Annotated in this window: 29 protein-coding genes and 1 pseudogene; 14 read left to right on the forward strand and 16 right to left on the reverse strand. The window is 71.0% G+C overall.

Annotated features, from left to right (window positions below):
* Window positions 1-8: 8 nt before the first annotated feature.
* Window positions 9-842: an alpha/beta hydrolase gene (locus ABZ880_RS37960; protein WP_361272895.1), complete on the forward strand. Its 834-nt coding sequence runs from the start codon at window positions 9-11 to the stop codon at window positions 840-842.
* A gap of 20 nt (window positions 843-862) precedes the next feature.
* Entirely contained in the window at window positions 863-1,351 is a 489-nt protein-coding gene (locus tag ABZ880_RS37965) for an alpha/beta fold hydrolase (RefSeq protein WP_361272898.1), read from the forward strand.
* A gap of 1 nt (window position 1,352) precedes the next feature.
* Here the strand turns inward: ABZ880_RS37965 and ABZ880_RS37970 are convergent, their stop codons facing one another.
* Window positions 1,353-1,880, reverse strand: a complete 528-nt coding sequence (locus tag ABZ880_RS37970; RefSeq protein ID WP_361272901.1) for a flavoprotein — start codon at window positions 1,878-1,880, stop codon at window positions 1,353-1,355.
* A gap of 9 nt (window positions 1,881-1,889) precedes the next feature.
* Window positions 1,890-2,348 carry a nuclear transport factor 2 family protein gene (locus ABZ880_RS37975; protein ID WP_361272903.1) on the reverse strand — a complete coding sequence of 153 codons (459 nt, stop codon included), beginning with the start codon at window positions 2,346-2,348 and terminating at the stop codon, window positions 1,890-1,892.
* 114 nt (window positions 2,349-2,462) lie between these two features.
* Here ABZ880_RS37975 and ABZ880_RS37980 point away from each other — a divergent pair, with 114 nt between their 5' ends.
* On the forward strand, window positions 2,463-3,014 hold the full coding sequence (locus ABZ880_RS37980) for a TetR/AcrR family transcriptional regulator (RefSeq protein ID WP_361273121.1): 552 nt from the start codon (window positions 2,463-2,465) through the stop codon (window positions 3,012-3,014).
* 2 nt (window positions 3,015-3,016) lie between these two features.
* Here ABZ880_RS37980 and ABZ880_RS37985 read toward each other — a convergent pair whose 3' ends face one another.
* Together ABZ880_RS37985 and ABZ880_RS37990 are read right to left on the reverse strand one after the other, a co-directional pair.
* Complete coding sequence (locus tag ABZ880_RS37985; protein ID WP_361272906.1) at window positions 3,017-3,223, reverse strand: ferredoxin; 207 nt, start codon at window positions 3,221-3,223, stop codon at window positions 3,017-3,019.
* 13 nt (window positions 3,224-3,236) lie between these two features.
* Complete coding sequence (locus ABZ880_RS37990; protein ID WP_361272909.1) at window positions 3,237-4,436, reverse strand: cytochrome P450; 1,200 nt, start codon at window positions 4,434-4,436, stop codon at window positions 3,237-3,239.
* A gap of 302 nt (window positions 4,437-4,738) precedes the next feature.
* On the opposite strand from ABZ880_RS37990, the gene ABZ880_RS37995 reads away from it, so the two are divergent.
* Complete coding sequence (locus ABZ880_RS37995; RefSeq protein WP_361272911.1) at window positions 4,739-5,176, forward strand: nitroreductase family deazaflavin-dependent oxidoreductase; 438 nt, start codon at window positions 4,739-4,741, stop codon at window positions 5,174-5,176.
* 87 nt (window positions 5,177-5,263) lie between these two features.
* Here ABZ880_RS37995 and ABZ880_RS38000 read toward each other — a convergent pair whose 3' ends face one another.
* Complete coding sequence (locus tag ABZ880_RS38000; RefSeq protein ID WP_361272914.1) at window positions 5,264-6,232, reverse strand: cation diffusion facilitator family transporter; 969 nt, start codon at window positions 6,230-6,232, stop codon at window positions 5,264-5,266.
* A gap of 120 nt (window positions 6,233-6,352) precedes the next feature.
* Between ABZ880_RS38000 and ABZ880_RS38005 the strand changes: the two genes are divergently transcribed.
* Together ABZ880_RS38005 and ABZ880_RS38010 are read left to right on the forward strand one after the other, a co-directional pair.
* Window positions 6,353-7,363, forward strand: a complete 1,011-nt coding sequence (locus ABZ880_RS38005; RefSeq protein WP_361272916.1) for a glutathione S-transferase C-terminal domain-containing protein — start codon at window positions 6,353-6,355, stop codon at window positions 7,361-7,363.
* Between the two features lie 33 nt (window positions 7,364-7,396).
* A complete protein-coding gene (locus tag ABZ880_RS38010; protein ID WP_361272919.1) occupies window positions 7,397-7,699 on the forward strand; it encodes a DUF4235 domain-containing protein in 303 nt (100 codons plus the stop codon).
* 48 nt (window positions 7,700-7,747) lie between these two features.
* Here the strand turns inward: ABZ880_RS38010 and ABZ880_RS38015 are convergent.
* Window positions 7,748-7,912 (reverse strand): annotated as a pseudogene (locus ABZ880_RS38015) (VOC family protein); the annotation flags it as partial.
* 17 nt (window positions 7,913-7,929) lie between these two features.
* Here ABZ880_RS38015 and ABZ880_RS38020 point away from each other — a divergent pair.
* The 3 genes from ABZ880_RS38020 (at window position 7,930) to ABZ880_RS38030 (ending at window position 12,048) form a co-directional block, all read left to right on the forward strand.
* Window positions 7,930-8,193: a hypothetical protein gene (locus ABZ880_RS38020; RefSeq protein ID WP_361272922.1), complete on the forward strand. Its 264-nt coding sequence runs from the start codon at window positions 7,930-7,932 to the stop codon at window positions 8,191-8,193.
* 20 nt (window positions 8,194-8,213) lie between these two features.
* The gene (locus ABZ880_RS38025; protein ID WP_361272925.1) at window positions 8,214-9,848 is read left to right on the forward strand and encodes an amidohydrolase; all 1,635 of its coding nucleotides are present in this window, start codon (window positions 8,214-8,216) and stop codon (window positions 9,846-9,848) included.
* 586 nt (window positions 9,849-10,434) lie between these two features.
* Window positions 10,435-12,048: a hypothetical protein gene (locus tag ABZ880_RS38030; protein WP_361272928.1), complete on the forward strand. Its 1,614-nt coding sequence runs from the start codon at window positions 10,435-10,437 to the stop codon at window positions 12,046-12,048.
* A gap of 85 nt (window positions 12,049-12,133) precedes the next feature.
* Here the strand turns inward: ABZ880_RS38030 and ABZ880_RS38035 are convergent, their stop codons facing one another.
* The 5 genes from ABZ880_RS38035 to ABZ880_RS38055 are packed head-to-tail and all read right to left on the reverse strand — an operon-like array spanning window position 12,134 to window position 16,484.
* A complete protein-coding gene (locus ABZ880_RS38035) occupies window positions 12,134-13,384 on the reverse strand; it encodes a cytochrome P450 (RefSeq protein ID WP_361272930.1) in 1,251 nt (416 codons plus the stop codon).
* Window positions 13,381-13,986 carry an ATP/GTP-binding protein gene (locus tag ABZ880_RS38040; RefSeq protein WP_361272932.1) on the reverse strand — a complete coding sequence of 202 codons (606 nt, stop codon included), beginning with the start codon at window positions 13,984-13,986 and terminating at the stop codon, window positions 13,381-13,383. Before ABZ880_RS38040 ends, ABZ880_RS38035 begins: the two co-directional genes overlap by 4 nt.
* Window positions 13,967-14,338: a DUF742 domain-containing protein gene (locus ABZ880_RS38045; protein ID WP_361272934.1), complete on the reverse strand. Its 372-nt coding sequence runs from the start codon at window positions 14,336-14,338 to the stop codon at window positions 13,967-13,969. Before ABZ880_RS38045 ends, ABZ880_RS38040 begins: the two co-directional genes overlap by 20 nt.
* On the reverse strand, window positions 14,335-14,745 hold the full coding sequence (locus ABZ880_RS38050; RefSeq protein WP_030043913.1) for a roadblock/LC7 domain-containing protein: 411 nt from the start codon (window positions 14,743-14,745) through the stop codon (window positions 14,335-14,337). The genes ABZ880_RS38045 and ABZ880_RS38050 overlap by 4 nt, the downstream gene beginning before the upstream one ends.
* Window positions 14,746-14,750: 5 nt before the next feature.
* Complete coding sequence (locus ABZ880_RS38055; RefSeq protein WP_361272937.1) at window positions 14,751-16,484, reverse strand: ATP-binding protein; 1,734 nt, start codon at window positions 16,482-16,484, stop codon at window positions 14,751-14,753.
* 318 nt (window positions 16,485-16,802) lie between these two features.
* Between ABZ880_RS38055 and ABZ880_RS38060 the strand changes: the two genes are divergently transcribed.
* Window positions 16,803-18,029 carry a helix-turn-helix domain-containing protein gene (locus tag ABZ880_RS38060; protein WP_361272939.1) on the forward strand — a complete coding sequence of 409 codons (1,227 nt, stop codon included), beginning with the start codon at window positions 16,803-16,805 and terminating at the stop codon, window positions 18,027-18,029.
* Here the strand turns inward: ABZ880_RS38060 and ABZ880_RS38065 are convergent.
* Window positions 18,007-18,483 (reverse strand): GNAT family N-acetyltransferase, encoded by a 477-nt coding sequence (locus ABZ880_RS38065; protein ID WP_361272942.1) that lies wholly within the window; start codon window positions 18,481-18,483, stop codon window positions 18,007-18,009. The two genes, ABZ880_RS38060 and ABZ880_RS38065, sit on opposite strands and share 23 nt — an antisense overlap.
* A 105-nt stretch (window positions 18,484-18,588) precedes the next feature.
* On the opposite strand from ABZ880_RS38065, the gene ABZ880_RS38070 reads away from it, so the two are divergent.
* Both ABZ880_RS38070 and ABZ880_RS38075 read left to right on the forward strand, forming a co-directional pair.
* A complete protein-coding gene (locus ABZ880_RS38070; RefSeq protein ID WP_361272944.1) occupies window positions 18,589-18,951 on the forward strand; it encodes a DUF1304 domain-containing protein in 363 nt (120 codons plus the stop codon).
* On the forward strand, window positions 18,948-19,511 hold the full coding sequence (locus tag ABZ880_RS38075) for a TetR/AcrR family transcriptional regulator (protein ID WP_361272947.1): 564 nt from the start codon (window positions 18,948-18,950) through the stop codon (window positions 19,509-19,511). The genes ABZ880_RS38070 and ABZ880_RS38075 overlap by 4 nt, the downstream gene beginning before the upstream one ends.
* A 7-nt stretch (window positions 19,512-19,518) precedes the next feature.
* On the opposite strand, the gene ABZ880_RS38080 is transcribed toward ABZ880_RS38075, so the two are convergent.
* Both ABZ880_RS38080 and ABZ880_RS38085 read right to left on the reverse strand, forming a co-directional pair.
* Window positions 19,519-20,373, reverse strand: a complete 855-nt coding sequence (locus ABZ880_RS38080; protein ID WP_361272950.1) for a hypothetical protein — start codon at window positions 20,371-20,373, stop codon at window positions 19,519-19,521.
* 68 nt (window positions 20,374-20,441) lie between these two features.
* Entirely contained in the window at window positions 20,442-21,422 is a 981-nt protein-coding gene (locus ABZ880_RS38085) for a helix-turn-helix domain-containing protein (protein WP_361272952.1), read from the reverse strand.
* A 71-nt stretch (window positions 21,423-21,493) separates the two neighbouring features.
* Here ABZ880_RS38085 and ABZ880_RS38090 point away from each other — a divergent pair, with 71 nt between their 5' ends.
* Window positions 21,494-22,444, forward strand: a complete 951-nt coding sequence (locus ABZ880_RS38090) for an NADP-dependent oxidoreductase (protein ID WP_361272955.1) — start codon at window positions 21,494-21,496, stop codon at window positions 22,442-22,444.
* A 6-nt stretch (window positions 22,445-22,450) separates the two neighbouring features.
* Here the strand turns inward: ABZ880_RS38090 and ABZ880_RS38095 are convergent, their stop codons facing one another.
* On the reverse strand, window positions 22,451-23,557 hold the full coding sequence (locus tag ABZ880_RS38095; protein ID WP_361272957.1) for an NAD(P)-dependent alcohol dehydrogenase: 1,107 nt from the start codon (window positions 23,555-23,557) through the stop codon (window positions 22,451-22,453).
* Between the two features lie 40 nt (window positions 23,558-23,597).
* Window positions 23,598-25,052: an aldehyde dehydrogenase family protein gene (locus tag ABZ880_RS38100; protein ID WP_361272959.1), complete on the reverse strand. Its 1,455-nt coding sequence runs from the start codon at window positions 25,050-25,052 to the stop codon at window positions 23,598-23,600.
* A gap of 103 nt (window positions 25,053-25,155) precedes the next feature.
* Between ABZ880_RS38100 and ABZ880_RS38105 the strand changes: the two genes are divergently transcribed.
* Window positions 25,156-25,593, forward strand: a complete 438-nt coding sequence (locus ABZ880_RS38105; RefSeq protein ID WP_361272961.1) for a MarR family transcriptional regulator — start codon at window positions 25,156-25,158, stop codon at window positions 25,591-25,593.
* Window positions 25,594-25,722: the final 129 nt, after the last annotated feature.

Genomic DNA, 25,722 nt, shown 5'->3' on the forward strand with positions numbered 1-25,722 from the left:
CCCATCGGATGCTCCCCGAAAGTCATCCTCGCCGGCGCGTCCTCGGCGGGCTGCTGGCGGCGGGAGGTGCCGTCACCCTCGGCACCGCCGCCACGCCCGCCTCGGCCGACGTCCGCACGGAAGGCGGCGGCAGACCGACGGTCGTCTTGGTCCACGGTGTCTTCGCCGACGCCTCCGGCTGGAACGACGTCATCTCCCGCCTGCAGAAGGCGGGTTACGAGGTCATCGCCGCGGCCAACCCGCTGCGCGACCTGGCCGGCGACTCGGCGTACATCGGCAGCATCGTCGACACGATCCCCGGCCCGGTCATCCTGGTCGGCCACTCCTACGGCGGCGAGGTGATCACCAACGCGGGGCGGGGACGGGCCCACGTCAGGGCACTCGTCTATGTCGCGGCCTTCGCCCCGGACGAGGGCGAGAGCGCGCTGCAGCTGGCCGGGAAGTTCCCGGGGAGCAGGCTGCCGGACGCACTGCTGACCCGCCCGTTCCCGCTGCCCGACGGCACCACCGGGACCGACGGCTACATCGACCCGGCGAAGTTCCACGACGTCTTCGCCCAGGACCTGCCGCGCTCGGTGACCCGCCTGATGGCGGCCGCCCAACGCCCGGGAGCCGTGGGCGGGTTGGGCGCGCCGAGCGGCGTACCGGCGTGGCAGAGCCTGCCGTCGTGGTACGTGGTCGCCGGCGCCGACCGTGTCATTCCGCCCGCGGTGCAGCGCTTCATGGCCGACCGCGCCAAGAGCAGGACCGTCGAGGTCAAGGGCGCCTCGCACGTCGTGATGATGTCGCACCCCGACGCCGTCGTCCGGCAGATCGAGGCCGCCTACCGCGCCACGCGCTGACACCTCCGGAAGGAGGAGACATGACCGCTCCGGACACCGTCGTCCTCGTCCACGGCTTCTGGGTCACACCGAGGAGCTGGGAGCACTGGGTCGCCCACTACGAGAAGCGGGGCCTGCGCGTCCTCGCGCCCGCCTATCCCGGTTTCGAGGCGGAGGTCGAGTCCCTGAACGCCGACCCCGGCCCGATCGAGCAGGTCACCGTCCCACAGATCATCGAGAGCCTGGAGAAGGTGGTCCGCGGCCTGGACCGGCCGCCGGTTCTGATCGGCCCCGGCGGCGTGCGCTTCCCCGTGACCGGGCCGGTCCGCTACACGATGACGGCGTCCCGTGCGGTGGAGCTGTGCGGCCTGCTGCGCGCGCACACCGTACTGCCCGTCCACTACGAGGGCTGGTCCCACTTCCGGGAGGGCCGTCGGACGGTGGAGGCCGAGCTGGCGAAGGCTCCCGCAGAGATCCGCGAACGCTTCCGCTGGCTGCCGACCGGGTCCCCGCTGGAGGTCACCGTCTGACTCACCCGAGCAGGTCCAGCGCCCCCTCCCACCCGAACTCCGGGCGCACACCGTCCTCCCCCACCTCGCCGGAGTACGGCTCGCCGATCCGGACGCCCATCGCGCGCAGGCGTATCAGGCTGTCCTGGTAGGCGGGGTGGGCGGCCAACGCGTCGGCCACGCAAGGGAGTACGGCCACCGGGACGCCCAGGCCGTACGTCTCGCACAGGGTGGCCACGGCGAGGGTGTCGGCCAGGCCCGCCGCCCACTTGTTGATCGTGTTGAAGGTGGCGGGCGCCACGATGACGGCGTCCGGCGGCGGAAAGGGCCGCGGATCGCCGGGTGTGCGCCAGGCGGAGCGGATCGGGCGGCCGGTCTGCGCCTCGACGGCGGCGGTGTCGAAGAAGCCGTTCATGGTGACCGGCGTCGCGATGACGCCGACCTCCCAGTCCCGCTCCTGCGCGGCGGTGATCAGCCTGCCGACGTCCGCGGCGATCCCGGCGGCGCAGACGACGACGTAGAGGAAGGGTTTCTCGGCCTGTTCGGTCACCCGGGAACCCTATTCGAGCGGGAAGGACCGCCCGCGTTCGGCTTCGGGACGCGGGCCGTGGATGCGGCGCTCCTTCTCCTCGATGGGTACGTCGTTGATGCTGGCCTCGCGGCGCGTCATCAGGCCGTGCTCGTCGAACTCCCACAGTTCGTTGCCGTAGGAGCGCCACCACTGACCGCCGGCGTCCCGGGACTCGTACTGGAAGCGGACGGCGATGCGGTTGCCGTCGTAGGCCCACAGGTCCTTGCGCAGCGCGTAGTCCCGCTCGCGCTCCCACTTGGCGGTCAGGAACTCGACGATCTCGGCGCGGCCGGTGACGAAGGCGTCGCGGTTGCGCCACACCGAGTCCTCGGCGTAGGCGAGCGCCACCTTGTGCGGATCGCGGGTGTTCCAGGCGTCCTCGGCGGCCTGGACCTTCTGCGCGGCGGTCTCGCGGGTGAACGGGGGCAGGGGCGGACGGTCGGCCACGGTCTCCTCCTCGACGGACGGACAGCGATGGAGAACGGGCGTTCTCCGGTCGGCTGCTACCGTAGGAGAACGCTCGTTCTCACGTCAAGGAAGGTCGTACACCGCATGGCCGTCATGGACAGCGCAGCCGCCCGGGAGCAGGCGCTGGACGCAGCCGAGGAGCTGTTCTACGGGCGGGGCATCCAGTCCGTCGGCATGGACGACATCCGCGGCGCCTCCGGCGTCTCGCTCAAGCGGCTGTACCAGCTGTTCCCGGCGAAGGAGCAGCTCGTCGAGGCATATCTCGAGCGGCGCGACGTGCGCTGGCGCGGGCGGCTCGCGGAGTTCGTGGAGCGGCACGAGGATCCCGAGCGGCGGATCCTGGCGGTCTTCGACTGGCTGGAGCGGTGGTTCGGCGAGGACGGGTTCCGCGGCTGCGCGTGGATCAATGCCTACGGCGAGCTGGGGGCCACGTCGGAGCGTGTGGTGGCCCAAGTACGGGCGCACAAGCGGGCGTTCCGCGACCACCTCGCCGGGCTGGTGGCGGACGCGGGGCTGCCCGGCGCGCTGGCCGGGCAGCTGTTCCTGCTGGCCGAGGGCGCCATGGTGGCCGCCGGTACAACGCAGAGCACGGAGCCCGCCCGGGAGGCGCGCGAGGCGGCGCGCCTCCTGCTGCGGGCCCGCTGAGTTCAGCCCTCGGACACCGTGATGGCGCCCACCGGGCAGGCCCGGGCCGCCTCGCGGACCATCGGGTCGCCGCCGCCGTCCTCGCGGCCCGGCAGCAGCGTGCTGAATCCGTCGTCGTCCTGGGTGAAGACGCTCGGCGCGGCCAGGGCGCACTGGCCGGCGCCGATGCAGACGTCCTTGTCGATCTCGATACGCGTGTCGGTGTGCATGGCCTCGAGCCTCTTACCAGGTCACGGGGAGTTCCAGCATCCCCTGGATCGTGTCGCCGGGTTTGAAGGGGATCTCCTCGGCCGGGGCGGTGAGGCGGAGCGTCGGCAGCCGGTCGAAGAGGGTGTGCAGGGCGATCTCCAGCTCGGCGCGGGCCAGGTTCTGGCCCAGGCACTGGTGGATGCCGAAGCCGAACGCGACATGGTGGCGGGCGGGCCGGTGCCAGTCGAGGGTGTCGGGCTCGGCGTAGACGTCCTGGTCGCGGTTGATGACCGAGGTCGCGAAGACCACGCCGTCGCCCGCGCGGATGGTCGTGCCGCCCGCCTCGATGTCCTCGGTGGCCCTGCGCAGCAGTCCGTCCGCGATCGACAGCATGCGCATCAGTTCCTCGACCGCGTGCGGGATCAGCCCGGGGTCGTCCCGCAACTCGGCCAGCCGCTCGGGGTGCTGGAGGAGCGTGAAGGTGCCGAGGGAGATCATGTTGGCGGTCGTCTCGTGGCCGGCGACCAGCAGGATGGTCGCGAAGGAGATGACCTCCTGGCGGTCCAGCACGCCTTCCCGCAGCTGCTGGTGGACGAGTTCGTCCAGCACGCCGTCGCCGGGCTCCGGCTGCTTCAGCTTGCGGTCGATCAACTCCTCGAAGTACGCGTCCAGTTGGTCGCGGGCGTCCTGCACGTCGTGGACCGTCGGGCCGCGCAGCAGCCGGCGCGACTGCCCCTCGAAGAAGTCGTGGTCGGCGTAGGGGACGCCGAGCAGAGCGCAGATCACCATCGACGGCACCGGCAGCGCGAAGGCGCTCACCAGCTCGGCGGTCGGCCCCTGCGCGATCATCGCGTCGATCCGCTCGTCCACGATGCGCTGGATCTCCGGGCGCAGTTCGACGGCGCGGCGGAGGGTGAAGCTGGGGACCATCATGCGCCGCTGGGTGCGGTGCTTGGGGTCGTCGACGCCGAGCAGCGCGACCCTCCGGTTCTTCACCGCCGTGAACCGCTCGGTGGGCGCCGGGAAGTCGGGGTGGGTGCGGTCGGTGGACAGGCGCTGGTCGGCGAGCAGGTCGCGGGCGAGGGCGTGCCCCGTGACCAGCCACACCTGCCTGCCGTCGTAGAGCGTGACCCGGGTCAGCGGGCGATCGGCGCGCAGGGGCTCGTAGGCGGTGGGCGGGTGGTAGGGGCAGGTCCGGTCCTGGGGAAACGCGACGGGTTCCGTTGCCGTCATGGAAGACCTCGCAGACGAAGAGTGCGTCGTGCAGATCTTCATTAGATGCCCGGGGCATCTATGGGGCGACGTGAAGTTCGGCCAGATCGGTGGCGGGCCCAAACTGGCCGGTGATGCCCGCCTCCGCGGTCCCGGACCCGGTGATCGCCGTACGACAGGAGGCCGAGCCTGGCGCGATAAGGGCGCCCGACGGCTCGGACGGACCGCCGGACATGGCCGAGCCGCGCGGGGTGGATGAATCCCGCGCGTGCAGGTGTTGAAATGGCCCGTCAGCCGTAGGACCCGACGATGGGACGGATGCCATGCCTCTTGAGGGCGAGTACGAACCCAGCCCGGCGCAGTGGGTGCGCGATCAGGTGGAGCTGTACGAGAGCTCCGGCGGCACGGAGGGCACGACGCTGATGGACACGGGCCTGCCCGTCATCGTGCTCACGACCCGCGGTGCGAAGAGCGGCAAGATCCGCAAGACGCCGCTGATGCGCGTCGAGCACGAGGGACGGTACGCGCTGGTCGCCTCGCAGGGCGGTGCGCCCAAGCACCCGGTCTGGTACTTCAACGTCAAGGAAGATCCCCAGGTGGAGCTCCAGGACGGGCCGGTGAAGCAGGACATGAGGGCCCGTGAGGTCACCGGCGCGGAGAAGGCCGAGTGGTGGGAGCGTGCCGTGGCGGCGTATCCGCCGTATGCCGACTACCAGAAGAAGACGGACCGGCAGATCCCGGTGTTCGTGGTCGAACCCTGAGGGGGTTCCCGAGCAGCTGTTGAGAGGGTTGCCGGAAAAATCTTCGCCGGAAGACGCATGAAGCCGTGTCCGCCGGGCACGCGTGCGTCAGGCCCCGCCGCGTTCCCCCGTCGCGGCGGGGCTTTCTCGTGCCTCCTCGGCCGGCCGGTCGGTGATGTCGAGGAAGATCTGGTCCGCCTCGGGCACGCTGTTCGCCACGGACCGCTTGATCCGCACGGCGACCTCCTCGACCCGCTCGCTGTCCATGCCGGGCACCAGGTCCACGCGGGCGGCCACCAGGGCCGTGTCCAGGCCCGTCTTCATGGTGAACAGCGCCTCCACGCTGTCGATCTCCGGCTGCGCCTCCAGCAGGGACCGGATCCGCCGGGCCGCCTCCGGGTCGGCGGCCTCCCCGATCAACTGGTCGCGCGCCTCGCGGCCGAGGTGGAAGGCGACGAAGACGAGCAGCGCGCCGATCGCGAACGACGCCGACGCCTCCCACACCACCTCTCCGGTGACCATGTGCAGTGCCATCCCCACGGCCGCCAGCGTCACGCCGAGCACCGCCGTGCCGTCCTCGGCGACCACCGTGCGCAGCGCCGGGTCGCGCAGGCCGCCCCTGCCGCCCTGCTGGTGCACCTGGTGCAGGGCCCGCAGCAGCGAGGCGCCCTCGGCGAGGAAGGCGACGGCGAGCACGATCAGGCCCGCCACGTATCCGCTGAGCTTCTCCTCGGCACCGTTCCTGAGCGCTTCGAAGCCTTGGAAGAAGGAGAAGCAGCCGCCCATCACGAAGATCCCGACGGCGGCGAGCAGCGACCAGAAGAACCGCTCCTTGCCGTAGCCGAAAGGGTGGCGCCGGTCGGCGGGGCGGCGGCTGCGGCGCAGCGCGGCCAGCAGGAACACTTCATTGAGGCTGTCGGCGACGGAATGCGCCGCCTCCGACAGCAGGGCCGGCGATCCGGCCATCAGGCCGCCGACGGCCTTGGCCGCCGCGATCACCAGATTGGCCGCGAGCGCCACCAGCACGGTGACGCGTGTCTTCCGGTCCGCCTTCTTGTCCGAGGGTGTCCCGCTCACCTTCGCCGACTGCCCCTCTGCGGACGGCTCACACCGTGCGGGCGGCGGAAAACGGGGAACTCAGAGGAACGAACGCGGGGGAAAACGGCCGACAGGGCCCGGACACCGCAGGGAGGAATCATGGGCGGGGGCAACGACGACTACGGCAAGAAGACGTTCAAGCGGTCCAAGAGCCACTTCACGGACCGGATCACGGTGGACGGCCGCGACGGCTGGCCCGTGGAGGCGGGCCGCTACCGGCTGGTGGTCAGTCGCGCCTGTCCGTGGGCGAGCCGCGCGGTGGTCTCCCGGCGGCTGCTCGGTCTCGAGGGCGCGCTGTCGATGGGGATCGCCGACCCGATCCAGGACGACCGCAGTTGGCGCTTCACCCTGGACCCGGACGGCCGCGACCCGGTCCTCGGCATCCGCTTCCTCGCCGAGGCCTACGACAGGCGGGAGAGCGACTATCCGGGCGGGGTCAGTGTGCCCGCCGTCGTCGACGAACCGAGCGGGAAGCTGGTCACCAACGACTACCAGCAGATCACCCTCGACCTCGCCACCGAGTGGACCGCCCTGCACCGCGACGGCGCCCCCGACCTCTACCCGCACGCCGTGCGCGACGAGATCGACACGGTGATGGCGGACGTCTACGAGGACGTCAACAACGGTGTGTACCGGGCGGGTTTCGCCACCGACCAGGAGGAGTACGAGGCCGCCTGCGCCGGCGTGTTCCGGCGGCTGGAGCTGCTCACACCGTGCCTTGAGCGGCAGCGCTATCTCGTCGGCGACACGATCACCGAGGCGGACATCCGGCTGTTCACCACACTGGTCCGCTTCGACGCGGTCTATCACGGCCACTTCAAGTGCAACCGCTGGAAGCTCGCGGAGAACCCGGTCCTGTGGGCGTACGTCCGCGACCTCTACCAGACGCCGGGCTTCGGTGACACCGTCGACTTCGACCACATCAAACGGCACTACCACCAGGTGCACACCGGCATCAACCCGACCCGCATCGTGCCCCTCGGACCGGACCTGTCCGGCTGGCTGACGGCCCATCACCGGGCGGAGCTGGGCGGCCGCCCGTTCGGCGACGGGACACCGCCCGGGCCCGTGCCGGCGGGCGAGGAGATCCAGGCACAGGGACGGCCCTGACCCACGCAGGCCCGACAACGTACGGAGAGATTCATGGCCAAGAAGAAGAAGCTGAAGCTCCCCCTCGCCTACAAGCCCCTCGGGTTCGTCCTGGGCTGGTCGAGCGGCTGGCTGGCGGGACTCGCATTCCAGAAGACGTGGATGGCGCTACGGCACGAGGAGGACGCACCCGACGCCCTGGACCGGGACCGCGGCTGGGGGGAGATCCTGCTGGCCGCCGCGGTCCAGGGCGCCATCTTCGCCGTGGTGCGCAGCGCCGTGGACCGCGGGGGTGCGAAGGCCATCGAGCGGTCGACGGGCGTGTGGCCGACCGACGACAAGGGCGGCCGGGACTGACCGGGGAGGGCCTGTCCGACGGATCAGGCCGGCCGGACAGGCCCTGGGTCAGCCCTGCTTGGGGGCGGTGGGTGTGGCCTTGCGGAGGGTGAAGGAGTGGCCCGCCGGGTCGGCGTAGCCGCGTTCCTCGAAGGGGCCGGACGCGTCCTTGGTCTCCAGTGGGCGTCCGCCGAGTTCCACGACCTTGCGCTCCGCCGCGTCCAGGTCCTCGACCGCACTGGCGGCAGGGCGTGCGGGCGGTGGTGCTGCCCGCGCTGAGCGCCGCCGCGCTGCTCGGACTCGGCGGCTATCTCGGCTGGTCCTTCTACACCTCCACAGACCACCTCGAACTGCGCGCGGACAACGGCTGGTTCCTGCTGCTCACTCCCCTGGCGATGATCGCGTCGGGCTTCGTTGCCGCCGTGTGGGCCAAGTGGGTGCGCAGGTCGCCGTACTTCCGCACGGGCGACGGTACGGACGCCGACGCGCCGCAGTTGCTGGCCACTTCCAACTGACCCCCACCAGGAAACGGAACATGCACGCAGATCTTCTCTTCACGGGCGGCCCGGTCCTCACCCCCGAGGGCCGCACCGCCATCGCCGTGGCCGTCACCGGCGACCGCATCACCGCCGTCGGGCACGACGAGGTCCTGGATCTCGCCGGGCCGCGGACCCAAGTGGTCGACCTGGCCGGGCGGTTGCTGCTGCCGGGCTTCCAGGACGCGCACGTCCATCCGATCCCGGCCGGCCTCGAGCTGAGCCAGTGCGATCTGACCGGGAGCAGGACGGCCGAGGAGACGGTCGCCGCCGTCCGCGCGTACGCCGAGGCGCATCCGGAGCGGGAGTGGATCCTCGGCGGCGGCTGGTCCATGGAGGCCTTCGAGGGCGGTACGCCGACGAAGGAGCTGCTGGACGCGGTCGTACCCGACCGGCCGGTCTACCTGCCCAACCGGGACCATCACGGCGCCTGGGTCAACAGCCGCGCCCTGGAGCTCGCGGGCATCGGCCGCGACACTCCGGATTCGGCCGACGGGCGCATCGAGCGGGACAGGTCGGGCGAGCCGAGCGGCACCCTGCAGGAGGGGGCGATGCAGCTCGTCGGGCGGCTCACTCCCCCGGCCACCGCGGCCGACCGGCTGGCTGCCCTGCTGCACGCGCAGCGTCATCTGCACGCGCTCGGCATCACGGCCTGGCAGGACGCGCTGATCGGGGACTTCCTCGGCATGGACGACCCGTCCGGGGCGTATCTGGCGGCCGCCCGCGACGGCTCGCTGACCGCGCGGGTGGTCGGGGCCCTGTGGTGGGACCGGGAGCGCGGGGCCGAGCAGATCCCCGAACTCGTCGAGAAGCGGGCCGCGTTGAGCCGCGGCCGGTTCCGGGCGACCAGCGTCAAGCTGATGCTGGACGGGGTCGCCGAGAACGGCACGGCGGCGCTGCTCGACCCGTACTTGGGCAAGTGCGGCTGCGCCACGGCCAATCGGGGCAAGAGCTTCATCGATCGCGGCCAACTCCCCAAGTACGTCACCGAGTTGGACGCGCTCGGTTTCCAGTGTCACTTCCACGCGCTGGGCGACCGGGCCGTACGCGACGCCCTGGACGCCATCGAGGCCGCGCGTACCGCGAACGGGCCGAGCGACACCCGGCCGCATCTGGCGCACCTTCAGATCGTGCACCCCGACGACGTGCCGCGCTTCGCCGAGTTGGGCGCGACGGCGAACATCCAGCCGCTGTGGGCGGCGCACGAACCGCAGATGGACGAGCTGACCATTCCCTTCCTCGGGGCCGAACGGGCGGCGTGGCAATACCCGTTCGGCGCGCTGCTGCGCTCCGGAGCCCGGCTCGCGGCCGGCAGTGACTGGCCGGTCAGCAGCCCCGACCCGCTTCAGGGCATCCATGTCGCGGTCAACCGCGTGACGCCCGACAGCACCGGCGCCTCCGTGTTCCTGCCCGCCCAACGCATCGGCCTCACCGAGGCGTTGACCGCGTACACCGCGGGATCGGCCCAGGTGAACCACCTCGACGACACCGGCCGGATCCAGGTGGGTGCACTGGCGGATCTCGTGGTGCTGGACCGCGACCCGTTCGACGGTCCGACCGAGGCGATCGCGGAGACGGGCGTGGCCCTGACGTACGTGGGAGGGGAGGCAGTGTACGCAGCTCAAGAGGCGTAAGCAGTAACGGACATCACGGTGAGGTCACGCGTAGATCATTTACGCCCCGGGCAGCCTCATACCGCTTCTCGATTCAACTTTCGGCCATAGAGGCTGAGTTCGAGTGAACGGGTGGCCAATTCGGCCACCCGTTCGCAGGTCGGGGGTCTCTGTATCGCCGTCGCCCGGAAGGAAGCGCATGCCCCAGGACGTCACGTTCGCCCTCCCCGGCCGGGCCGGGGTTCGAGGAACACCAGTCATGGGAACCGCCCCCGACCGCCCTCACCCATCCACGCGCCGCGGCCGACACAGCCGAGGTGGCGCGTGAGCCCATCGCGGTCGTTCGCAGCAGAAGCCGGAGCCGATCGCGTGAGTCCGGCTGTTCGGCAAGGCCGTCGCGGAAGCCACAGATGACTCCTCGACCCGACCGGGCCACCGGCCACGGTCGAGCGATTCCGTTGCCAGGACCACAGCTTGATGGGAGACCGGTGTGAAATTTCGAGTCGCAGGTGCAGTTCCGAAGGCGTCCGCCGACAGACCGCTCCCGGCGCAGCCAAGCGCCCAGCTCCAGCCCACGGAGGCGGGAACCACCCTGGCCCGCCTCCTGGTGAAACGCATCAATGGGAGCACGAAGCAGTACCGAAGGTCCCAGAACGCCGCTCGGCAGCGGCTGGACGCACTCGGCTCCCGCGGCTCCGGCACCACCCTGCATGTGGAGGGAGCGCTCCGTCTGGCGCAGCCCGAGTTCCTGCCTCCCGACGAGGAGGGCTACGCCAGGCTGAGGCACCTCGACACCAGCCTGCGCATGATCGAAGCGGCCTTCCCCCAGGTCAGCACCGATATTGAGGTCTGCCGACTGACCTGCCTGATGCTGGAGGGGGCTTGGCGGAGCCGGGCGCTCACCCCGCCGCGCGAGGAGGAGCAGTCAACCGCCTGCGCCTGCCCTCTGTGCCGTCAGCTGCCCACACCCCCGGAACGCACGCTGGACGACTACCGATGGCGGCACAGCGCCGGTCGTCCCCTCACCGTCAAGACCTGGCCGCACCGCCGGGAACTCGACAGCGTCCTGACCGGTGGATGGTCCTGGACCCGGCAGATGAACGACCTCGAACGAGACCTTGGGCACCGCCACCGATTCGAGGACGACATCCTCGTCTTCCACGAATACAAACGCGTGATCGAGACCATAGACACCACCCGCCTCACCCAACACGTCGAAGGCCGCCTGGCCGAGAACTTCAGCACCAACAGCGCACGGGCCCTGGTCAGCGGACTCTTCTCGGCCCACAAGCGATCGGTCGACGAGTACTGGCTCCAACAGCACCAGGCGGGCAATGTCACGCTCCCCCAGAGCAACCCGCTCAGCCAGAGCACCTACTCCATCCTGCAGATGCTGGACTGCCTGTTCTGGCACGTCGCACCCGACGCCGAACTCTGGCAGGAGGAGAACCTCGCCTCCCTGCTGCTGTGCCGCGTCATCGACGACATGGCCGACGTACGAGCCGACGCCCTCACCGGCGAGATCAGCAACTTCTGGCTCGCCGAGATGCCCACCCACACCAAGGCCCTCTACGCCGCCTGCGCCATAGCCATCGTCAAGTACGGCTGCATGCCCGAGGCGCACACCCCGATGTGGAACACCTGGCTGATGACCACCACCATCGTCTGGATGGGGCTCACCGGCCGCCACGCCCTGTGGTTCGACGGCATCACCCAGGGCCTCCCCCCGGCCGAGGACTGCCCGCTCTGCGACCTGCAGCCCAACCCCTGCACCGGCATCCTCACCCACGGCACCACCCTCACCATCGCCCCGCGGCCCACCGCACCGGCACTGAGCACCCGGACCGCCGAGCTGTCCGCACGCTGCAGAGCCCAACACCCCCGGACATGGCCCCTCTTCGACGCCGAGCTCCATGCCTTCGAAGCACTGCACGGCCCCTGGCACGGCAACATCGAAAGCACATGGGAGATCCTGCGCCGCACCTACATCGCCGCCGTGGAGGCATCCAGCGCCGCACCGTCCCCGGCCCGCGCCCGTGATGTCCAACAAGACGCCGGCGTAGTCGGATCCGAGAACTTCTACACCCTGCACGACCCTCAGACCGGGAGGGAGGACACCGCGCTGCTCGCCTACATGTTCGCCGGCGCCCACCCGCACTTCCTCTGGAACGCCACGGGATACCGTCCCACAGGCGTCGAAGGCGACTGGCTCGACGGCTGACGCCCCTGGTCTCGCTGCGGCCGCTGAACCCGCACACGGCGCTGCCCGGCCGGAAACCCGGCCGGGCAGCGGTTCCTGGCGTGGCCTAGACGGCGAACTCGACCGGCAGACTGTCCAGCCGGGACTCCCACGTGGAGGCGGTCGAGCCGAGATCCTCCGGCGGTACCGCCAGGCGCAGGCCCGCCAGCCGGTGCAGCAGGACGTCCACGCCGACCTCGATGATGGACTGGCCGATGCTCTGCCCGGGGCACTCGTGCGGACCGGAACTGAAGGCCAGGTGCGCCTGGTTGCCCTGGACCGCCACGCCGTCGTCGGGCCGTATCTCCGGGTCGACGTTGCCCGGGGCGAGGCCGAGGAGGAGCAGGTCGCCCTCCTCTATGTCGTGCCCGCCGAGCTCCAGCTCGCTGGTGGCGAACCGTGCGGGCAGGACAGCCAGCGGCGGGGTGTTCCACATGACCTCCTCCACCACGGCAGACACCGTCAGCTGACCGCTGATCAGCCCGGACAGCCGCGCCGTGTCGGTCAGGAGCAGCTGCAGCACCCGGGCCAGCAGATTGCTGGTCGTGGTGTGGGCGGCGATCAGCACCAGGCGCAGATGGCTGACGACCTCCTCCTCGGACAGCGCCGCGGGGTGCTCCAGCAGGGCGGTGGTGAAGTCCGCGCCGGGTTCGGACCGCTTGCGCTGCGCGAGTTCGCCCAGGATCTGCATGATGCGGTCGTTGTGTACGAGGGCGTCCTCGCCGCCCTTGAAGATCTGGGCGCACGACTCGACCAGGCGTAGCCCGTCCGCCTTGGGAAGGCCCAGGATCCGGCTGAGCACGAGCATCGGCAGGTGCTCCGCGTAGTCGGCCACCAGGTCGGCGCGCCCGGCCCCGGCGAACACGTCGATCTGTTTGTTGGCGAAGTACGTGGCGTGCCGCCGGATGCCGCGGCTCGAGGCGGCCAGCAGGCCGTCGGTCACCGCGCCGCGCAGCCTGCGGTGCGGCTCTCCGTCCTGGGAGACGCAGTCGGGCCGCCAGCCCACCATCGGAATCAGCGGATGGGACTCCGCTATCCGGCCCTCCCGCCAGTCCCGCCAGATGCGGGCGTCCCGGCTGAACTGACGAGGGTTGTCCAGCACCCGCCGGTTGTCGCGGTAGCCGAGCACCAGCCAGGCGGGAACGTCACCCTCCAGCAGCACCGGTGCGACCGAGCCGTGCTCCTTGCGCAGCCGCTCGTAGATGCCCTGCGGGTCGGTGGCCGCGTCCGGGCCGTACAGCCGTGTGAGTTCTGCCCCGCCGTGCGCGACGGGGCACCCGCGAGGCGCGTCGGGACCGTTTAAAGTCTGGTCGTTCATCGGGGCTCCAGTGCGACGGGGGAGCGATCCTTCAGGTGACGTATCAGCGCGACGAGCACGTCACGGCTGGAGGCCCGGTCGCGGGCGTCGCAGGCCACGACCGGGATGTGCTCGGGGATGTCCAGGGCGTCCCGGATCTCCTCGACCGGATAGTTCTTCGAGTCGGGGAAGACGTTCAGGGCGACGACGAACGGGACGTTCTGCCGCTCCATCTCCTCGATCGCCCGGAAGCTGGAGGCCAGGCGTCGGGTGTCGACGAGGACCACCGCGCCGAGCGCGCCCTTGAACAGGCCGTTCCACAGGAACCAGAACCGCTCCTGCCCGGGCGTGCCGAACAGGTACAGCATCAGGCTGTCGTTGAGGCTGATCTTGCCGAAGTCCAGGCTGACGGTGGTCTCCGTCTTGTCGGCGACGCCGACGAGGTGGTCGACGTCGGCACTGGCCTGGGTGAGCGTCTCCTCGGTGGTCAGCGGCTTGATGTCGCTGACCGAGCGGACCATGGTGGTCTTCCCGGTGCCGAAGCCGCCGGCGATCATCACCTTCACCGAGCGGGGGCCGTCCCCGCCGGGCCGGCCGGGATGGTCAAAGCCGTTCAAGTCCACTGAGTACCTCCTCAAGGAGCGCGAGGTCGGGCCCGCGGCCGGCGCCGTGCGCCGGGATGGGGTCACGGGCTTCGACGCGGCCTGCCTCGAGCAGATCCGCCAGCAGCACCGCGAGAATGTTGAAGGGCAGTCCGAGGTGGGCGCCGAGTTCGGCCACCGACAGCGGATCGCGGCAGCGCCGGAGGATGTCCTCGTGCTCGTGCTGCATGCCCGGCACCGGGGCGGACAGAGAGACGATGAGGGTAGCCACGTCGAGACTCGACGCCGAACCGCCCGGTCCGCTGCGCCCCCCGGTGAGGACGTAGTAGCGCTCGAGACCGGACGGGTCCGTGGGCCGGCGGGGAGCACTCATCCAGAGTGCTCCTCCAGCCGCGGAGTGGTGCCGAGGAGCTCACCCATCCTGCGGGCCAGATCCCTCATCTGGTGTCCGAGCAGCCCCTGGTCGAGGCCCTCGCGGGCGAGGACGCCGAGATACGTCTCCACACCGGCCCGTACGACGAAGAGATGGCCGCCGTCGACCTCGATCATCGCCAGCCGCAGCTGCCCCGCGTACTTGGGGAACTGCTCGGCGACCGGCTGGGCCAGCGCCTGCAGTCCGGCCACCACGGCCGCGAACCGGTCCACGTCGTCGGGGTCTTCGGCACCAAAGGAGGTGATGGCCTTGCCGTCACTGGAGGCCACGAGGGCGAAGCGGATCTCCGGGATGGACTCCACCAGATCGCGGAGCGCCCAGCTCACGTCGGTTCCCTGTTGCGTCATGTGGACTAGTCGCTCTCTTCAGTGCGGTGCTCGGTGGACTCGCGGTCGGCAGGCGCTGCATCCTCCGTGGTGGACTCCTCGCCGAACTCGCGGCCGGCGGTGGCGAAGGCGGCCAGGCCGGCGAACGAGGCGTCCGGCGGCACGGCGGAGACGGGCGTCTCCTCCGTACGCTCCGACCGCTCGGCCGACTGGTGCCGCACCGCGGGCTCCGCCTCGTTCCGCTTGCTGCGGCGCCGGGGCAGTCCGCCGGGCGTGGTGTCCACGACCTCTCCGGGCTCGGCCACCGATTCGGCGGCGGCCGCCGTGCGCACCGGGGCGGCCGCGGCCGGCTGGGCCGCCGGAGTCGCGGCGGTGGCCGGGGCGGTGGCGGGCAGCGGGCTGAAGTACTTGTGCGGAACCACGATCACCACAGAGGTACCGAGCCAGGGCGAGTCCGCGAAGGTGACGCGGATGCCGTAGCGACGGGCGAGGATGCCGACGACGCGCAGTCCGATGTTGGCGTCCTCGGAGATACCGCCGATCCCCGGTCCGACCGCGGTGCCGGTCAGGGCCTCCTCGGCCTCGCGCTTCTTCTCCTCGCTCAGGCCCTTGCCGGAGTCCTGGATCTCGATGCCGACGCCGTTGGGCACCTCCTTGCCGGAGACGAGCACGGGCTCGCTCGGCGGCGAGTAGCGGGCCGCGTTGTCCAGCAGCTGCGCGAAGATCAGCGTGAGGTGGTCCACCAGGCCGCCGTCGACGCCGAGTTCGGGCAGATGGCGGATCTCGATGCGGTGGAAGTCCTTGATCCGGCCGACGCCGCCGCGCACCACACTGAGCAGCCGCTGCGGCTCCTGCCACTGCCGGCCCGGCCGGTCCGAGCCGCCGAGCACGCCGATGCTCGCGGCGAGCGAGTCGGCGGGACCGAGCTCCTGGTCGAGCTCCATCAGACCGCGGGCCACGGCCGGCAGCCTGCCGTGCTCGCCCTGCATCTCGTGCAGGCGGCCACGGAGCTTGCCGGTCAGCACGTGGATGCGGTTGCCGATGCTGATGACGGCCTGTTCGGCGGAGGTCGAGCGGTTGAACTCCTCCTCCACGCCGATCAGCGCGGTGCGCAGCACCTTGCGCAGGTCGGCCTGCAGGTCGGCGCTGACCTTGGCGCACTGGTTGGCCTCGGGCAGCAGGTCGTCGATGGCGTCACCGGCGCGCAGCTGCTTCAGTGCGTCGGGCAGCTGCTCGTTCGCCAGCCGGGCGACCGCGGCCTGCTGGTGGGCGAGTTGCTCCTGCCAGACCTCGGCCTGGTCGGCGAGCTGGGTCTCGTACGACTTCGCCTGGGCGGCGAGGCGCTCCTCGAAGGCGCGTGCCTGCTCGCCCAGTTGGGCCTCGTACGTGGAACCCTGCTCGGTCAGCTGCGCCTCGTACGCGCCGGTCTGCTCGGTGAGCTGTGCCTCCAGGGAGGCGCGCTCCGCGGTGAACTTCCGCTCCAGGCCGGCGACATGCTGCTGCCACTGCTGGGAGTGCTCGGCCTGCGTGGTGCGGAAGGAGCCCTCGGAGCGGCTCAGCTGGGTGCGGGTGCGGATCAGCAGCCGTACGCACACGGCGCTTGCGGCGGTGGCCGCGACACCCGCGACTCCGGCGGTTATTCGCTCGGAGCTCATGAACGTGGCGGCAACCGTCCCGCCTCCTAAAGCCAGCGGCATCAGCCACCAGCTGTACCAGGCGACAGGGGCCCGCGCCGCCGGCGGCGGAGTGGCGAGTTCCATCTGCATCCTTAACAAGCAACACGTTCGAACAATGGGGGTGTGCAAGGGGGAGCGCACTGATGCATGACGCACCACGAGATGACCGATCGCGACCGGGTCAACTCGCAGTGCCGAACGGGAGCTTATCGGGTTTGAACCCGAAAGGATCAACCGCGAACGCATGGCGGAAGTGAGGGTTCCGTCACTCTCAGCCAACGGCCTACACATCGACAAATGTCTTTACGGACCTGGGTCTTGTCAGCAGTGGACAATCGACTCGCCCAGGCCTGTCCGCCCTTGATAAGCCCTGGCGGATTACCGACGGGTATCGTCGCCGCCGTGCCGAAGAGAGCCGCTTTATTGGACGACGACCCGGGCGGTCCGTTCAACGCGTTGCCGACGGGCCTGCACCACCACCTCAGACCGTTCTTCGCGGACATCACCGAGGAGGTCGTACGGGCGATCAGGACCGAGATCCCCGAGTACGCGCGCCCCGCCGACGACACGTACATGCAGGGCGTGCACCGAGGCGTGGACCATGCGCTGCAGGGGTTTCTGGAGCGGATGGCCAAGCCGGACACGGACTGGGAGCCGGTGAAGGCGACGTATCAGCGCATCGGGCGCGGGGAGGCGGAGGAGGGGCGCAGCCTCGACTCGTTCCAGTCGGCGCTGCGGCTGGGCGCGCGGGTGACGTGGCGGCGGGTGAACGCGCTGGTCGACGCGGACCTGCTGCCGCGCAATGTGCTGGCGGCCTTCGGCGAGGCGCTGTTCCTGCACCTGGACGAGATGGCGGCCGCCACGACCGCGGGCTACACGGAGGCGCGGCTGCACGCGGCCGGTGAGCTGCAGCAGCGGCGTACGCGGCTGATCGACCTGCTCACCGCGGACCCGCCCGCCTCGGCCGAGGCCATCGCGGAACTCGCGCACAGCGCACGCTGGCCGGTGCCGCGCGCGCTGGCGGTGGTCGCGGTCGACCACTGCCGGCAGGCGGGCGCGCAGCCGATCGTGGCGCCGGAGTTCCTCGCCCGCTTCGACGTCCAGCCGGCCGTTTTGGTCGTGCCGGATCCCGAGGGTCCGGGCCGGGCGCGCGCCGTGGCCGGGGCGTTGCACGGGCTGCGGGCCGCGATGGGCCCGACCGTGGCGCTGCAGGAGGGTGCGCGCTCGCTGCGCTGGGCGTCCGAGGCGCTGGACCTGGTGCGCCGGGGCGTCCTCGCGGACACCGAAATGGTGCGCTGCCAGGAGCACTTGGCCACCCTGCTCCTGCTGCGCGACGACGCCCTGGTCGACGCCATGGCCGCGCACCGGCTGGGCCCGCTGGAGCAGGTGCGGCCACCGCAGCGCGAGCGCCTGGCGGAGACCCTGCTGAGCTGGCTGCAGTGCGGCCGCAACGCGAGCGAGGTCGCCGTGCGCCTGGCCGTGCACCCTCAGACGGTGCGCTATCGCATGCGCCAGCTGGACGACCTGTTCGGCGCCCAACTGCACGATCCGGCGGCCCAGTTCGAGATGCAGCTGGCGCTGCGCGCGCTCGAGCTGCGCAGGGGCGCTACAGGGGCTGCCGCAAAGTGACCGTGATGGCTGCGAAGCCGCCCCGCTCGTAGAACCGGATGGCGTCCGTGTTCGCCGCGTAGGCGGTCACCTCGGCATGCCGGGCTCCCTGCCGCCGGGCCCAGTCCAGGAACTCCTCCACCAGCCTGTCTCCGGCACGCGCCCTCCGGTGCTCGGGGCGGACGTGGATGCTGACCAGGGTCGCGGAGGTGACCGTCCGCTTCGCCGTGGGCCCGGTGACGGATCCCATCAGGTGTCCGACGACCCGTCCGTCGTGCTCCACCGCGAGGACCAGTCGCGTCGGGTCCTCGAGTGCGGCGGCGAACGACTGCGCGCCGTGCTCGCGCGGCCAGTGAACGTTCACGCTGCTGTCCCGCGTGCCGCCGTCCTCGGCGAACAACCCGGCGCTGGAGGCGACGAGACCCGGTAGGTCCTCGGCGCGGGCACGTCGCACGATCACCTGCTGATCAGTCATGCGCGCAGGCTATCGGCGGGCACTGACAGTGGGATTTCCTGGACGCCTGTCCAGCTATAGTGGACACCTGTCCAAGAACTTTTTCTCAGAGTACGGAGTCCTGCAATGGAGACGGTCGCGAACGTGCTGGTCGGTCTGGTGGCCGCGCTGCACGCCTACATCCTGGTGATGGAGATGTTCCTGTGGCAGAAGAAGCCCGGGCGGGCGCTGCACGGGTTCGACCGGGAGATGGCGCGGGCGACCGCGCCGATGGCGGCCAACCAGGGCCTGTACAACGGCTTTCTCGCGGCCGGTCTGGTCTGGGGTCTGATCGCGGCGGATCCGACCGGCTTCCGCGTCCAGGTCTTCTTCCTGTGCTGCGTCGTGGTCGCGGGTGTCTACGGCGCCGCGACGGCCAACCGCCGCATCCTGTTCGCGCAGGCACTGCCCGGCGCGCTCGCCCTGGCCGCCGTCCTGATCGCGCAGTGACCCGCCCCGCGCCTCAGGACCCGCGGGCCGCGCGTACCAAGGCGCGGCTGCGCGAGGCCCTGCTCGCGGAGTGCGCCGAGCGGCCGCTGGCGGAGGTCGGCGTGGCCGCGCTGGTGCGCCGGGCCGGGGTCGGCCGGGCCACCTTCTACGTGCACTACGCCGACCTGGAGGCGCTGGCGGTCGACGCCTGCGCGGACGTCGTACGGGAGGCCGTGGAGGCGCTGCACTCCTGGACAGGGCGGCCCGATCCGGTGCACGCGCCGCCCGCGCTCGCCGGGTTCTTCGCCTCGCTGGCCCCGCACGCCGGGCTGTACCGCGAACTGCTGACCCCGGGCGGTGGCGGCCCACTCGGCCGGGTGCTGCACCGGGACCTGCGGGCCTACAGCCTGCGTGAGCGCGAACGGGCGGGCGCGGCGGACGCACCGCTGGTCGCCTCGGCGGTGGCCGCGACCTTCGCCGGGGTGCTGGCCGACTGGCTGCACGGGCTCCTGGACGGCGACGCCGGTCAAATCGCCGACGAGGTCTGGCAGTTGCTGGTCGCGCTGCACGCGAGCCGGTGACGGCGCCTCACGCGCAGCCGAAGCCGTCCTGCACCCGCGGCCAGGCCTCGACGCCGTCGGGCGTGCGGACGTAGACCGTGGACGGGTCGTCGGTCAGCCACAACTGCCAGTCCTGGAAGCGGTATCCGGTGTCGTGGGCGCCGGCGGGCATGCGGACATGGCTGTCGTACGGGGAGGTGAGCATGTCCTGCGGAAGCACCCGGTCCGGGTCGCGGGCGTACAGCCTGCCGTTCCTGCCCTCCCCCAGCGACAGGAAGTGCGCCTTCTGCCAGTCACAGTGCTGAGGGCCGACGCTGCTGTTCAGCTTGGTGATCGGCACCCGCTTGCCGTGCCGGTCGGTCCAGATCTCGTACCACTGCTTGTCGGTGAAGCTCGCCGGAAGTTCGGACGGGTCGCAGGACGCACTGGTCTCCGGACCCCAACCGGGCCGGTTCTTCCGGTCCTTGGCCACGATGACGGCGACCTTGGTCCTGCCGCCGACGTCGAAGGAGTACAGCACGCGGTCCTTCTCCTCGCGCTCCACGCGGTAGCCGTGGCGCGGGACGTCGGGCTGCTCGATCTCGAAGTACGTCTCCAGTCCCTCCTCGGGTGTCGCGCCGCCGTCGCCCTCGCTCCACGGCTCGCTGCCGCCGCCGGAGTAGATCTCCCCGTCGCACTCCAGCGCCCGGCCCGCCGCGCCCGACTCGATCCGGGTGGCGCGGGCGCTGTCCTCGTCGAGGTTCCTGGCGGGCACGTGCAGCGGCCCGCTGTAGGGCGCGACCGGCGGCGTCCCGGCGACGACGAGGTCCTGAGCCTGCTCACTGCCGCACGCCACGGCCGCCGATGCGACCAGCACTGTCGTCGCCGCAAGTCTTCCGCGCATCCCCCACCCCTTGTTCCGCCCGCCGTCCTACGGTCCTTCGACGCGAGGGCGGTGCGGAACGTTCGCGGCTACCGGGCCGCCGTCTGGAACGTACGCCGATAGGCCTGTGGCGACACCCCGATCGCGGCGTGCAGGTGCTGGCGGAGCGAGGCGCCCGTCGCGAAGCCGACGTGGCCGGCGATCTGGTCGACGGACAGGTCGCTGGACTCCAGCAGGTGCCGGGCGCGGGCGACGCGTTGCTGGACGATCCAGCGGCCGGGGCTGAGTCCGACCTCTTCGTTGAAGCGGCGGGCGAAGGTGCGCAGGCTCATGCGGGCGTGGGCGGCGAGGTCGGACAGGGCGAGCGGCTCGTCGAGGCGCTCCAGGGCCCAGGCGCGGGTGGCGGCGGTGCTCGCGGCCCCGCTCTGCGGGATGGGCTGCTCGATGTACTGGGCCTGGCCGCCGTCCCGGAACGGCGGCACGACGCAGCGGCGGGCGACCGAGTTGGCCAGCTCGCTGCCGTGGTCGGTGCGCACGATGTGCAGGCAGACGTCGACGCCGGAGGCGGCGCCGGCGGAGGTGAGGATGCGGCCGTCGTGGACGAAGAGGACGTCCGGGTCCAGGTCCACGTGTGGGTAGCGGCGCCGAAAGAAGTCGGCCACCTGCCAGTGCGTGGTGGCCCTGCGGCCGTCCAGCAGGCCCGCCGCGGCGAGGACGAAGGCGGCGGTGCAGATGGAGACGATCCGCGCGTCCGGACGGATCCGCGCGAGCGCGGCGGCGACCTCCGGCGGGAGCTCGGTGGGGATGTGCGGGACGGCCATGGAGGCGACCACCACGGTGTCGGCCGTGGCCAGAATCTCCGGACCGTGCTCGACCCCGATCGTGAAGTCCGCGTTGGTGCGCACCGGTTGGCCGTCGACCGTGCAGGTCAGCACCTCGTACCGGCCGTCGGCGGCGCCGAAGATCCGGCTGGGGATGCCCAGCTCGAACGGGTAGACGCCGTCCAGGGCCAGCACCACGACCCGTTCCACACGTCCTTCGGCTTCCGCATGTCCTTCAGCACAGCTCATGGCACGATCCTATCGAAGCTTGGCAATCATGCCATTTTCCTGCCGGGCGGTCCCCGGCAGGCTGGGTGACCATGAGCGATGTGAACACGATGCGAGCCATCAGCCAGGACGTCCTCGGCGGTCCCGAGGTCCTCAAGGTCGTGGAGCTGGAGCGGCCCGAGCCGCGAACGAACGAGGTACTGGTCCGGGTGCGCGCCGCCGGCCTCAACCCGACCGACTGGAAGCACCGCGCGACCGGCGGCTTCCTGGGCAAGCCGCCCTTCGTCCTGGGCTGGGACGTCTCCGGCGTCGTCGAGGCGGTCGGCATCGGCGTGGCCCGCTTCGAGCCCGGCGACGAGGTCTTCGGGATGCTGTCGTACCCGTTCGGCCACGGCTCGCACGCCGAGTACGTCAGCGCCCCGGCGCGCTGGTTCGCGCACAAGCCGGCCTCGATCGACCACACGCAGGCGGGCGCGCTGCCGCTGGTCTCCCTGACCGCCTGGCAGGCGCTGGTGGAGTACGCCGACCTGCAGCCGGGGCAGCGGGTGCTGATCCACGCGGCGGCCGGCGGGGTCGGGCATGTGGCCGTGCAGATCGCCAAGGCGCGCGGCGCGTATGTGATCGGCACGGCGAGCGCGGGCAAGCACGACTTCCTGCGCGGGATCGGCGTGGACGAGGCGATCGACTACCGGGAGACGGACTTCGCCGAGGCGGTGAAGGACGTGGACGTGGTCCTGGACACGCTCGGCGGCGAGACCTCGACGCGCTCGCTGCGCGTGCTGCGGCCGGGCGGGCTCGTCGTGTCGATCCTGCCGGTCGGTTCGGACGAGTTCCACGAGGAGGCCGAGCGGCTCGGTGTCCGGTCGCTGCGGATGCTCGTGGACGCCTCCCACTCCGGGCTGGAGGCGATCGCGGCGCTGGTGGAGGCGGGGAAGCTGAGCGCCACGATCGCCGGCACCTTCCCGCTGGCCGATGCCGCCGAGGCACACGCACTCGGCGACACCGGCCGGACCACGGGGAAGCTGGTCCTGCTGATGGGCTGATCCAGGTCAGAAGGTCAGCACGGGCTTGATCGCCTTGCCCGCGCCCATGTCCCGCACCGCCTGATCGATGTCCGCGAACGGATAGGTGCTGATCAGGCGGTGCAGCGGGAGCCGCCCCTCCTTCACCAGCCGGACGAGCGCCGGGATGAAGGTCTGCGTCTCGGCGTCGCCGAGGGTGAGGCCGACGACCTGCTTGCCGCCGAGCAACCCGTTGACGTCCAGGGCGACTTCGGTGCCGAACGGCGGGGCGCCCACGACGACCAGGGTGCCGCGGGCGGCGAGCGCGTCGACGCCCTGGCGCAGTACGGCGACGCTGCCGGTGGTCTCGACGATGCCGTCGGCGCCCTGGTCGCCGGTGATCTCGGCGAGCGACTCGGCAAGGTCGGCCTCGCCCACGTTGACGGTGTGGGTGGCGCCCAACTCCTTGGCCAGGGACAGGCGTTCACCGACCTTGTCGACGGCCACGATCCGGGTGGCGGGGGTGAGGGCGGCGGCCATCACGGCGGACAGACCGACCGCGCCGGCGCCGAGGACGACGATCGTGCTGCCCGTCACCGGCTTCAGCACGTTCCAGACCGCGCCCACTCCGGTCTGCACACCGCAGCCCAGCGGCGCGATGGACTCCAGCGGTACGTCCGCGTCGACCTTGACGAGGCTGCGCTCGTCCACCAACGCCCGCTCGGCGAAGGACGACTGACCGAAGAAGTGGCCACCGAGGGGCTCGCCGTCCCGGCTGATGCTGCTGGTGCCGTCGGCGCGGCGGCCGCCGATCAGGTTCAGCGGCAGCCAGGTCGCACAGTACGCCGGGTGGCCGCCGTGGCAGTTGCGGCACTCGCCGCAGGAGGTGAAGGACAGCACGACGTGGTCGCCGGGCGCGACGCCGGTGACGGCCGGGCCGACGGCCTCGACGACACCGGCGCCCTCGTGGCCGAGGACTCCGGGCAGCGGGAAGGGCAGACCGCCGCTCGCGACGCCGAGGTCCGTGTGGCACAGGCCGGTGGCCACCATGCGGACGACCGCCTCGTGCGGCCCCGGCTCGTCGAGCTCGACGTCGGCGAGGGTGAAGGGCGCTCCGCCGGACTCGACGACCGCGGCGCGGGTGGTGATGGACATCGTACGAACTCCCTGGGTTCTGGGGCGCGTTGAGCCGGGTTCAGTCGAGCGAGACGACGACGGACTTGACCTTGGTGTAGGCGGTGAGGGCCTCGGGGCCGTACTCACGGCCGAAGCCGGAGTCCTTGACACCGCCGAAGGGCACGGCGGGGTCGAGCATGGCCCAGTCGTTGATCCAGACGATGCCCGCCTGGAGGCGGTCGGCGATGCGGTGCGCGCGGGCCAGGTTCTGCGTCTGGATGCCCGAAGCCAGGCCGTACGGCGTGGAGTTGGCGAGCTCGACGGCCTCGTCCTCGGTGTCGAAGGGCTGCACGGTGAGGACGGGGCCGAAGATCTCCTCCTGGACGACCCGGGAGTCGTTCGACAGGTCGGCGATCACGGTGGGCTTGTAGTAGTAGCCGCCGTCGAGGTCGAGCCGCTCGCCGCCGCAGACGATGCGGCCGCCCTCCTTGCGGGCGATGTCGACGTATTCCTCGACCTTCTTCAGGTGCTTCTCCCCCGCCATCGGGCCGACGACGGTCTCGGGGTTGCGCGGGTCGCCGACCGGGACGCCGGGGACGGCCTCGGAGAGGATGCCGAGCAGGGTGCTGTGGACCGGGCGGGCGACCAGCAGGCGCGGGCCGCCCATGCAGAACTGGCCGGTGTTGAAGACGAACGCCTTGATGATCGCGCCGACGGCCTTCTCCAGGTCGGCGTCCTCGAAGACGATGTGGGCGGCGTTGCCGCCGAGCTCCATGGTGACCGGCTTGAGGGCCTCGCCGGCGGTGCTCGCCACATGGCGGCCGATCGCGGTGGATCCGGTGAAGGCGACCTTGTCGACCCCGCGGTGGCGCAGCAGCGCCTCGCCGGCGACCGGGCCGGTGCCGGTGACGACGTTGACGACGCCGTCCGGGACACCCGCCTCCTTGAGCAGCCTGGCCATGTAGAGAGCGCTGAGCGGGGTCTCGTCGGCCGGCTTGTGCACCACGGTGTTTCCGGCCGCGAGCGCGGGGCCGATCTTCGAACCGGCCAGGATCAGCGGGAAGTTGAACGGGGTGATCGCGGCGACCACACCGATCGGTTCGCGCTTGGTGTAGGCCAGCGCGTTCATGGGGGTGTCGCGGATCGCGCCGTCCAGGGAGTAGGCGAGGGCCGCGAAGTGCTCGTAGTCGTTGGCCGCGTTCGTCACGTCGACGGCGTGGCACAGCGAGATCGGCTTGCCGACGTCCAGGCTCTCGAGGCGGGCGAGCTCGTCGGCGTTCTCGCGGATCAGCTCGGCCACCCGGTGCAGGATCCGACCGCGCTCGCGGCCGCTCAGCCCTGACCAGGCGCCGCCGTCGAAGGCCTCCCGGGCGGCCCGCACGGCCGCGTCCACGTCGGCGGCGCCCGCCTCCGCGACGGTGGTGACGACCGCGCCCCGGGACGGGTCGACCACCTCGGTGCGCGCTCCGTCGGCGGCCTCGCGCCACTGCCCCCCGATGAACAGCTGTCCGGGGTCCAACTCGAAGGTGGTCATCGCCACTCCTCAGCCTCATCGCCAAGATTTCAACAAACAGGATTCCTGTTGGTTCGCAGTTTCATTACAGACAGGTTTCCTGTCAATGCTCTACGCTGGATTCATGCTCGACTCCCAGGCGACCAAGACATCTCCGTCCCTGCTCTACATGGTGAAGCAGGTGGAGCTGGTGGTGCGATCCCACCTGGACGAGCTGGTCAAGCCGTCCGGGATCACCGCCCTGCAGTACACCGCGCTCACCGTGCTGGAGCGCCACGACGGACTGTCGGCCGCCCAGCTGGCCCGCGACTCGTTCGTCACCGCCCAGTCCATCGCGGACCTCGTACGGTCCCTGGAGAACCGCGGCCTCGTGCGCCGGGAGCGCAACCCGAACAGCCGGCGGGAGCTGCTGATCCTGCTCACCGACGCCGGCCGCGAGCTCCTCGAGCAGCACGCGGGGCCCGTGCGCGAGCTGGAGGAGCGGATGGTCAGCGACCTCACGGCGCACCAGACCGAGCAGTTCCGCCAGGCACTCTCCAAGGCCTGGCACGCCCTGTCCTAGTCCCGCCGCGCCCCCGCACCGGGAGAACTCCTCAGAGAGCTCTGTCGGAATTCAAAGACATATGTCAATCGAACATGCTCAAATTCACTCCATCGAGGGTAACTTGCAGGGCGGGGAACGGTTTTGCGC

Origin of the sequence: Streptomyces sp. NPDC047043 (genome assembly GCF_040644055.1) — a bacterium.
Classification (GTDB): domain Bacteria; phylum Actinomycetota; class Actinomycetes; order Streptomycetales; family Streptomycetaceae; genus Streptomyces.

Bases quoted from the DNA above. Each gene is read 5' to 3' on its own strand.
- ABZ880_RS37960 (WP_361272895.1), top strand. From the start codon at position 9: ATGCTCCCCGAAAGTCATCCTCGCCGGCGCGTCCTCGGCGGGCTGCTG.
- ABZ880_RS37965 (WP_361272898.1), top strand. From the start codon at position 863: ATGACCGCTCCGGACACCGTCGTCCTCGTCCACGGCTTCTGGGTCACA.
- ABZ880_RS37980 (WP_361273121.1), top strand. From the start codon at position 2,463: ATGGACAGCGCAGCCGCCCGGGAGCAGGCGCTGGACGCAGCCGAGGAG.
- ABZ880_RS37985 (WP_361272906.1), bottom strand. From the start codon at position 3,223: ATGCACACCGACACGCGTATCGAGATCGACAAGGACGTCTGCATCGGC.
- ABZ880_RS37990 (WP_361272909.1), bottom strand. From the start codon at position 4,436: ATGACGGCAACGGAACCCGTCGCGTTTCCCCAGGACCGGACCTGCCCC.
- ABZ880_RS37995 (WP_361272911.1), top strand. From the start codon at position 4,739: ATGCCTCTTGAGGGCGAGTACGAACCCAGCCCGGCGCAGTGGGTGCGC.
- ABZ880_RS38005 (WP_361272916.1), top strand. From the start codon at position 6,353: ATGGGCGGGGGCAACGACGACTACGGCAAGAAGACGTTCAAGCGGTCC.
- ABZ880_RS38010 (WP_361272919.1), top strand. From the start codon at position 7,397: ATGGCCAAGAAGAAGAAGCTGAAGCTCCCCCTCGCCTACAAGCCCCTC.
- ABZ880_RS38025 (WP_361272925.1), top strand. From the start codon at position 8,214: ATGCACGCAGATCTTCTCTTCACGGGCGGCCCGGTCCTCACCCCCGAG.
- ABZ880_RS38035 (WP_361272930.1), bottom strand. From the start codon at position 13,384: ATGAACGACCAGACTTTAAACGGTCCCGACGCGCCTCGCGGGTGCCCC.
- ABZ880_RS38045 (WP_361272934.1), bottom strand. From the start codon at position 14,338: ATGAGTGCTCCCCGCCGGCCCACGGACCCGTCCGGTCTCGAGCGCTAC.
- ABZ880_RS38050 (WP_030043913.1), bottom strand. From the start codon at position 14,745: ATGACGCAACAGGGAACCGACGTGAGCTGGGCGCTCCGCGATCTGGTG.
- ABZ880_RS38055 (WP_361272937.1), bottom strand. From the start codon at position 16,484: ATGGAACTCGCCACTCCGCCGCCGGCGGCGCGGGCCCCTGTCGCCTGG.
- ABZ880_RS38065 (WP_361272942.1), bottom strand. From the start codon at position 18,483: ATGACTGATCAGCAGGTGATCGTGCGACGTGCCCGCGCCGAGGACCTA.
- ABZ880_RS38070 (WP_361272944.1), top strand. From the start codon at position 18,589: ATGGAGACGGTCGCGAACGTGCTGGTCGGTCTGGTGGCCGCGCTGCAC.
- ABZ880_RS38080 (WP_361272950.1), bottom strand. From the start codon at position 20,373: ATGCGCGGAAGACTTGCGGCGACGACAGTGCTGGTCGCATCGGCGGCC.
- ABZ880_RS38085 (WP_361272952.1), bottom strand. From the start codon at position 21,422: ATGAGCTGTGCTGAAGGACATGCGGAAGCCGAAGGACGTGTGGAACGG.
- ABZ880_RS38090 (WP_361272955.1), top strand. From the start codon at position 21,494: ATGAGCGATGTGAACACGATGCGAGCCATCAGCCAGGACGTCCTCGGC.
- ABZ880_RS38095 (WP_361272957.1), bottom strand. From the start codon at position 23,557: ATGTCCATCACCACCCGCGCCGCGGTCGTCGAGTCCGGCGGAGCGCCC.
- ABZ880_RS38100 (WP_361272959.1), bottom strand. From the start codon at position 25,052: ATGACCACCTTCGAGTTGGACCCCGGACAGCTGTTCATCGGGGGGCAG.
- ABZ880_RS38105 (WP_361272961.1), top strand. From the start codon at position 25,156: ATGCTCGACTCCCAGGCGACCAAGACATCTCCGTCCCTGCTCTACATG.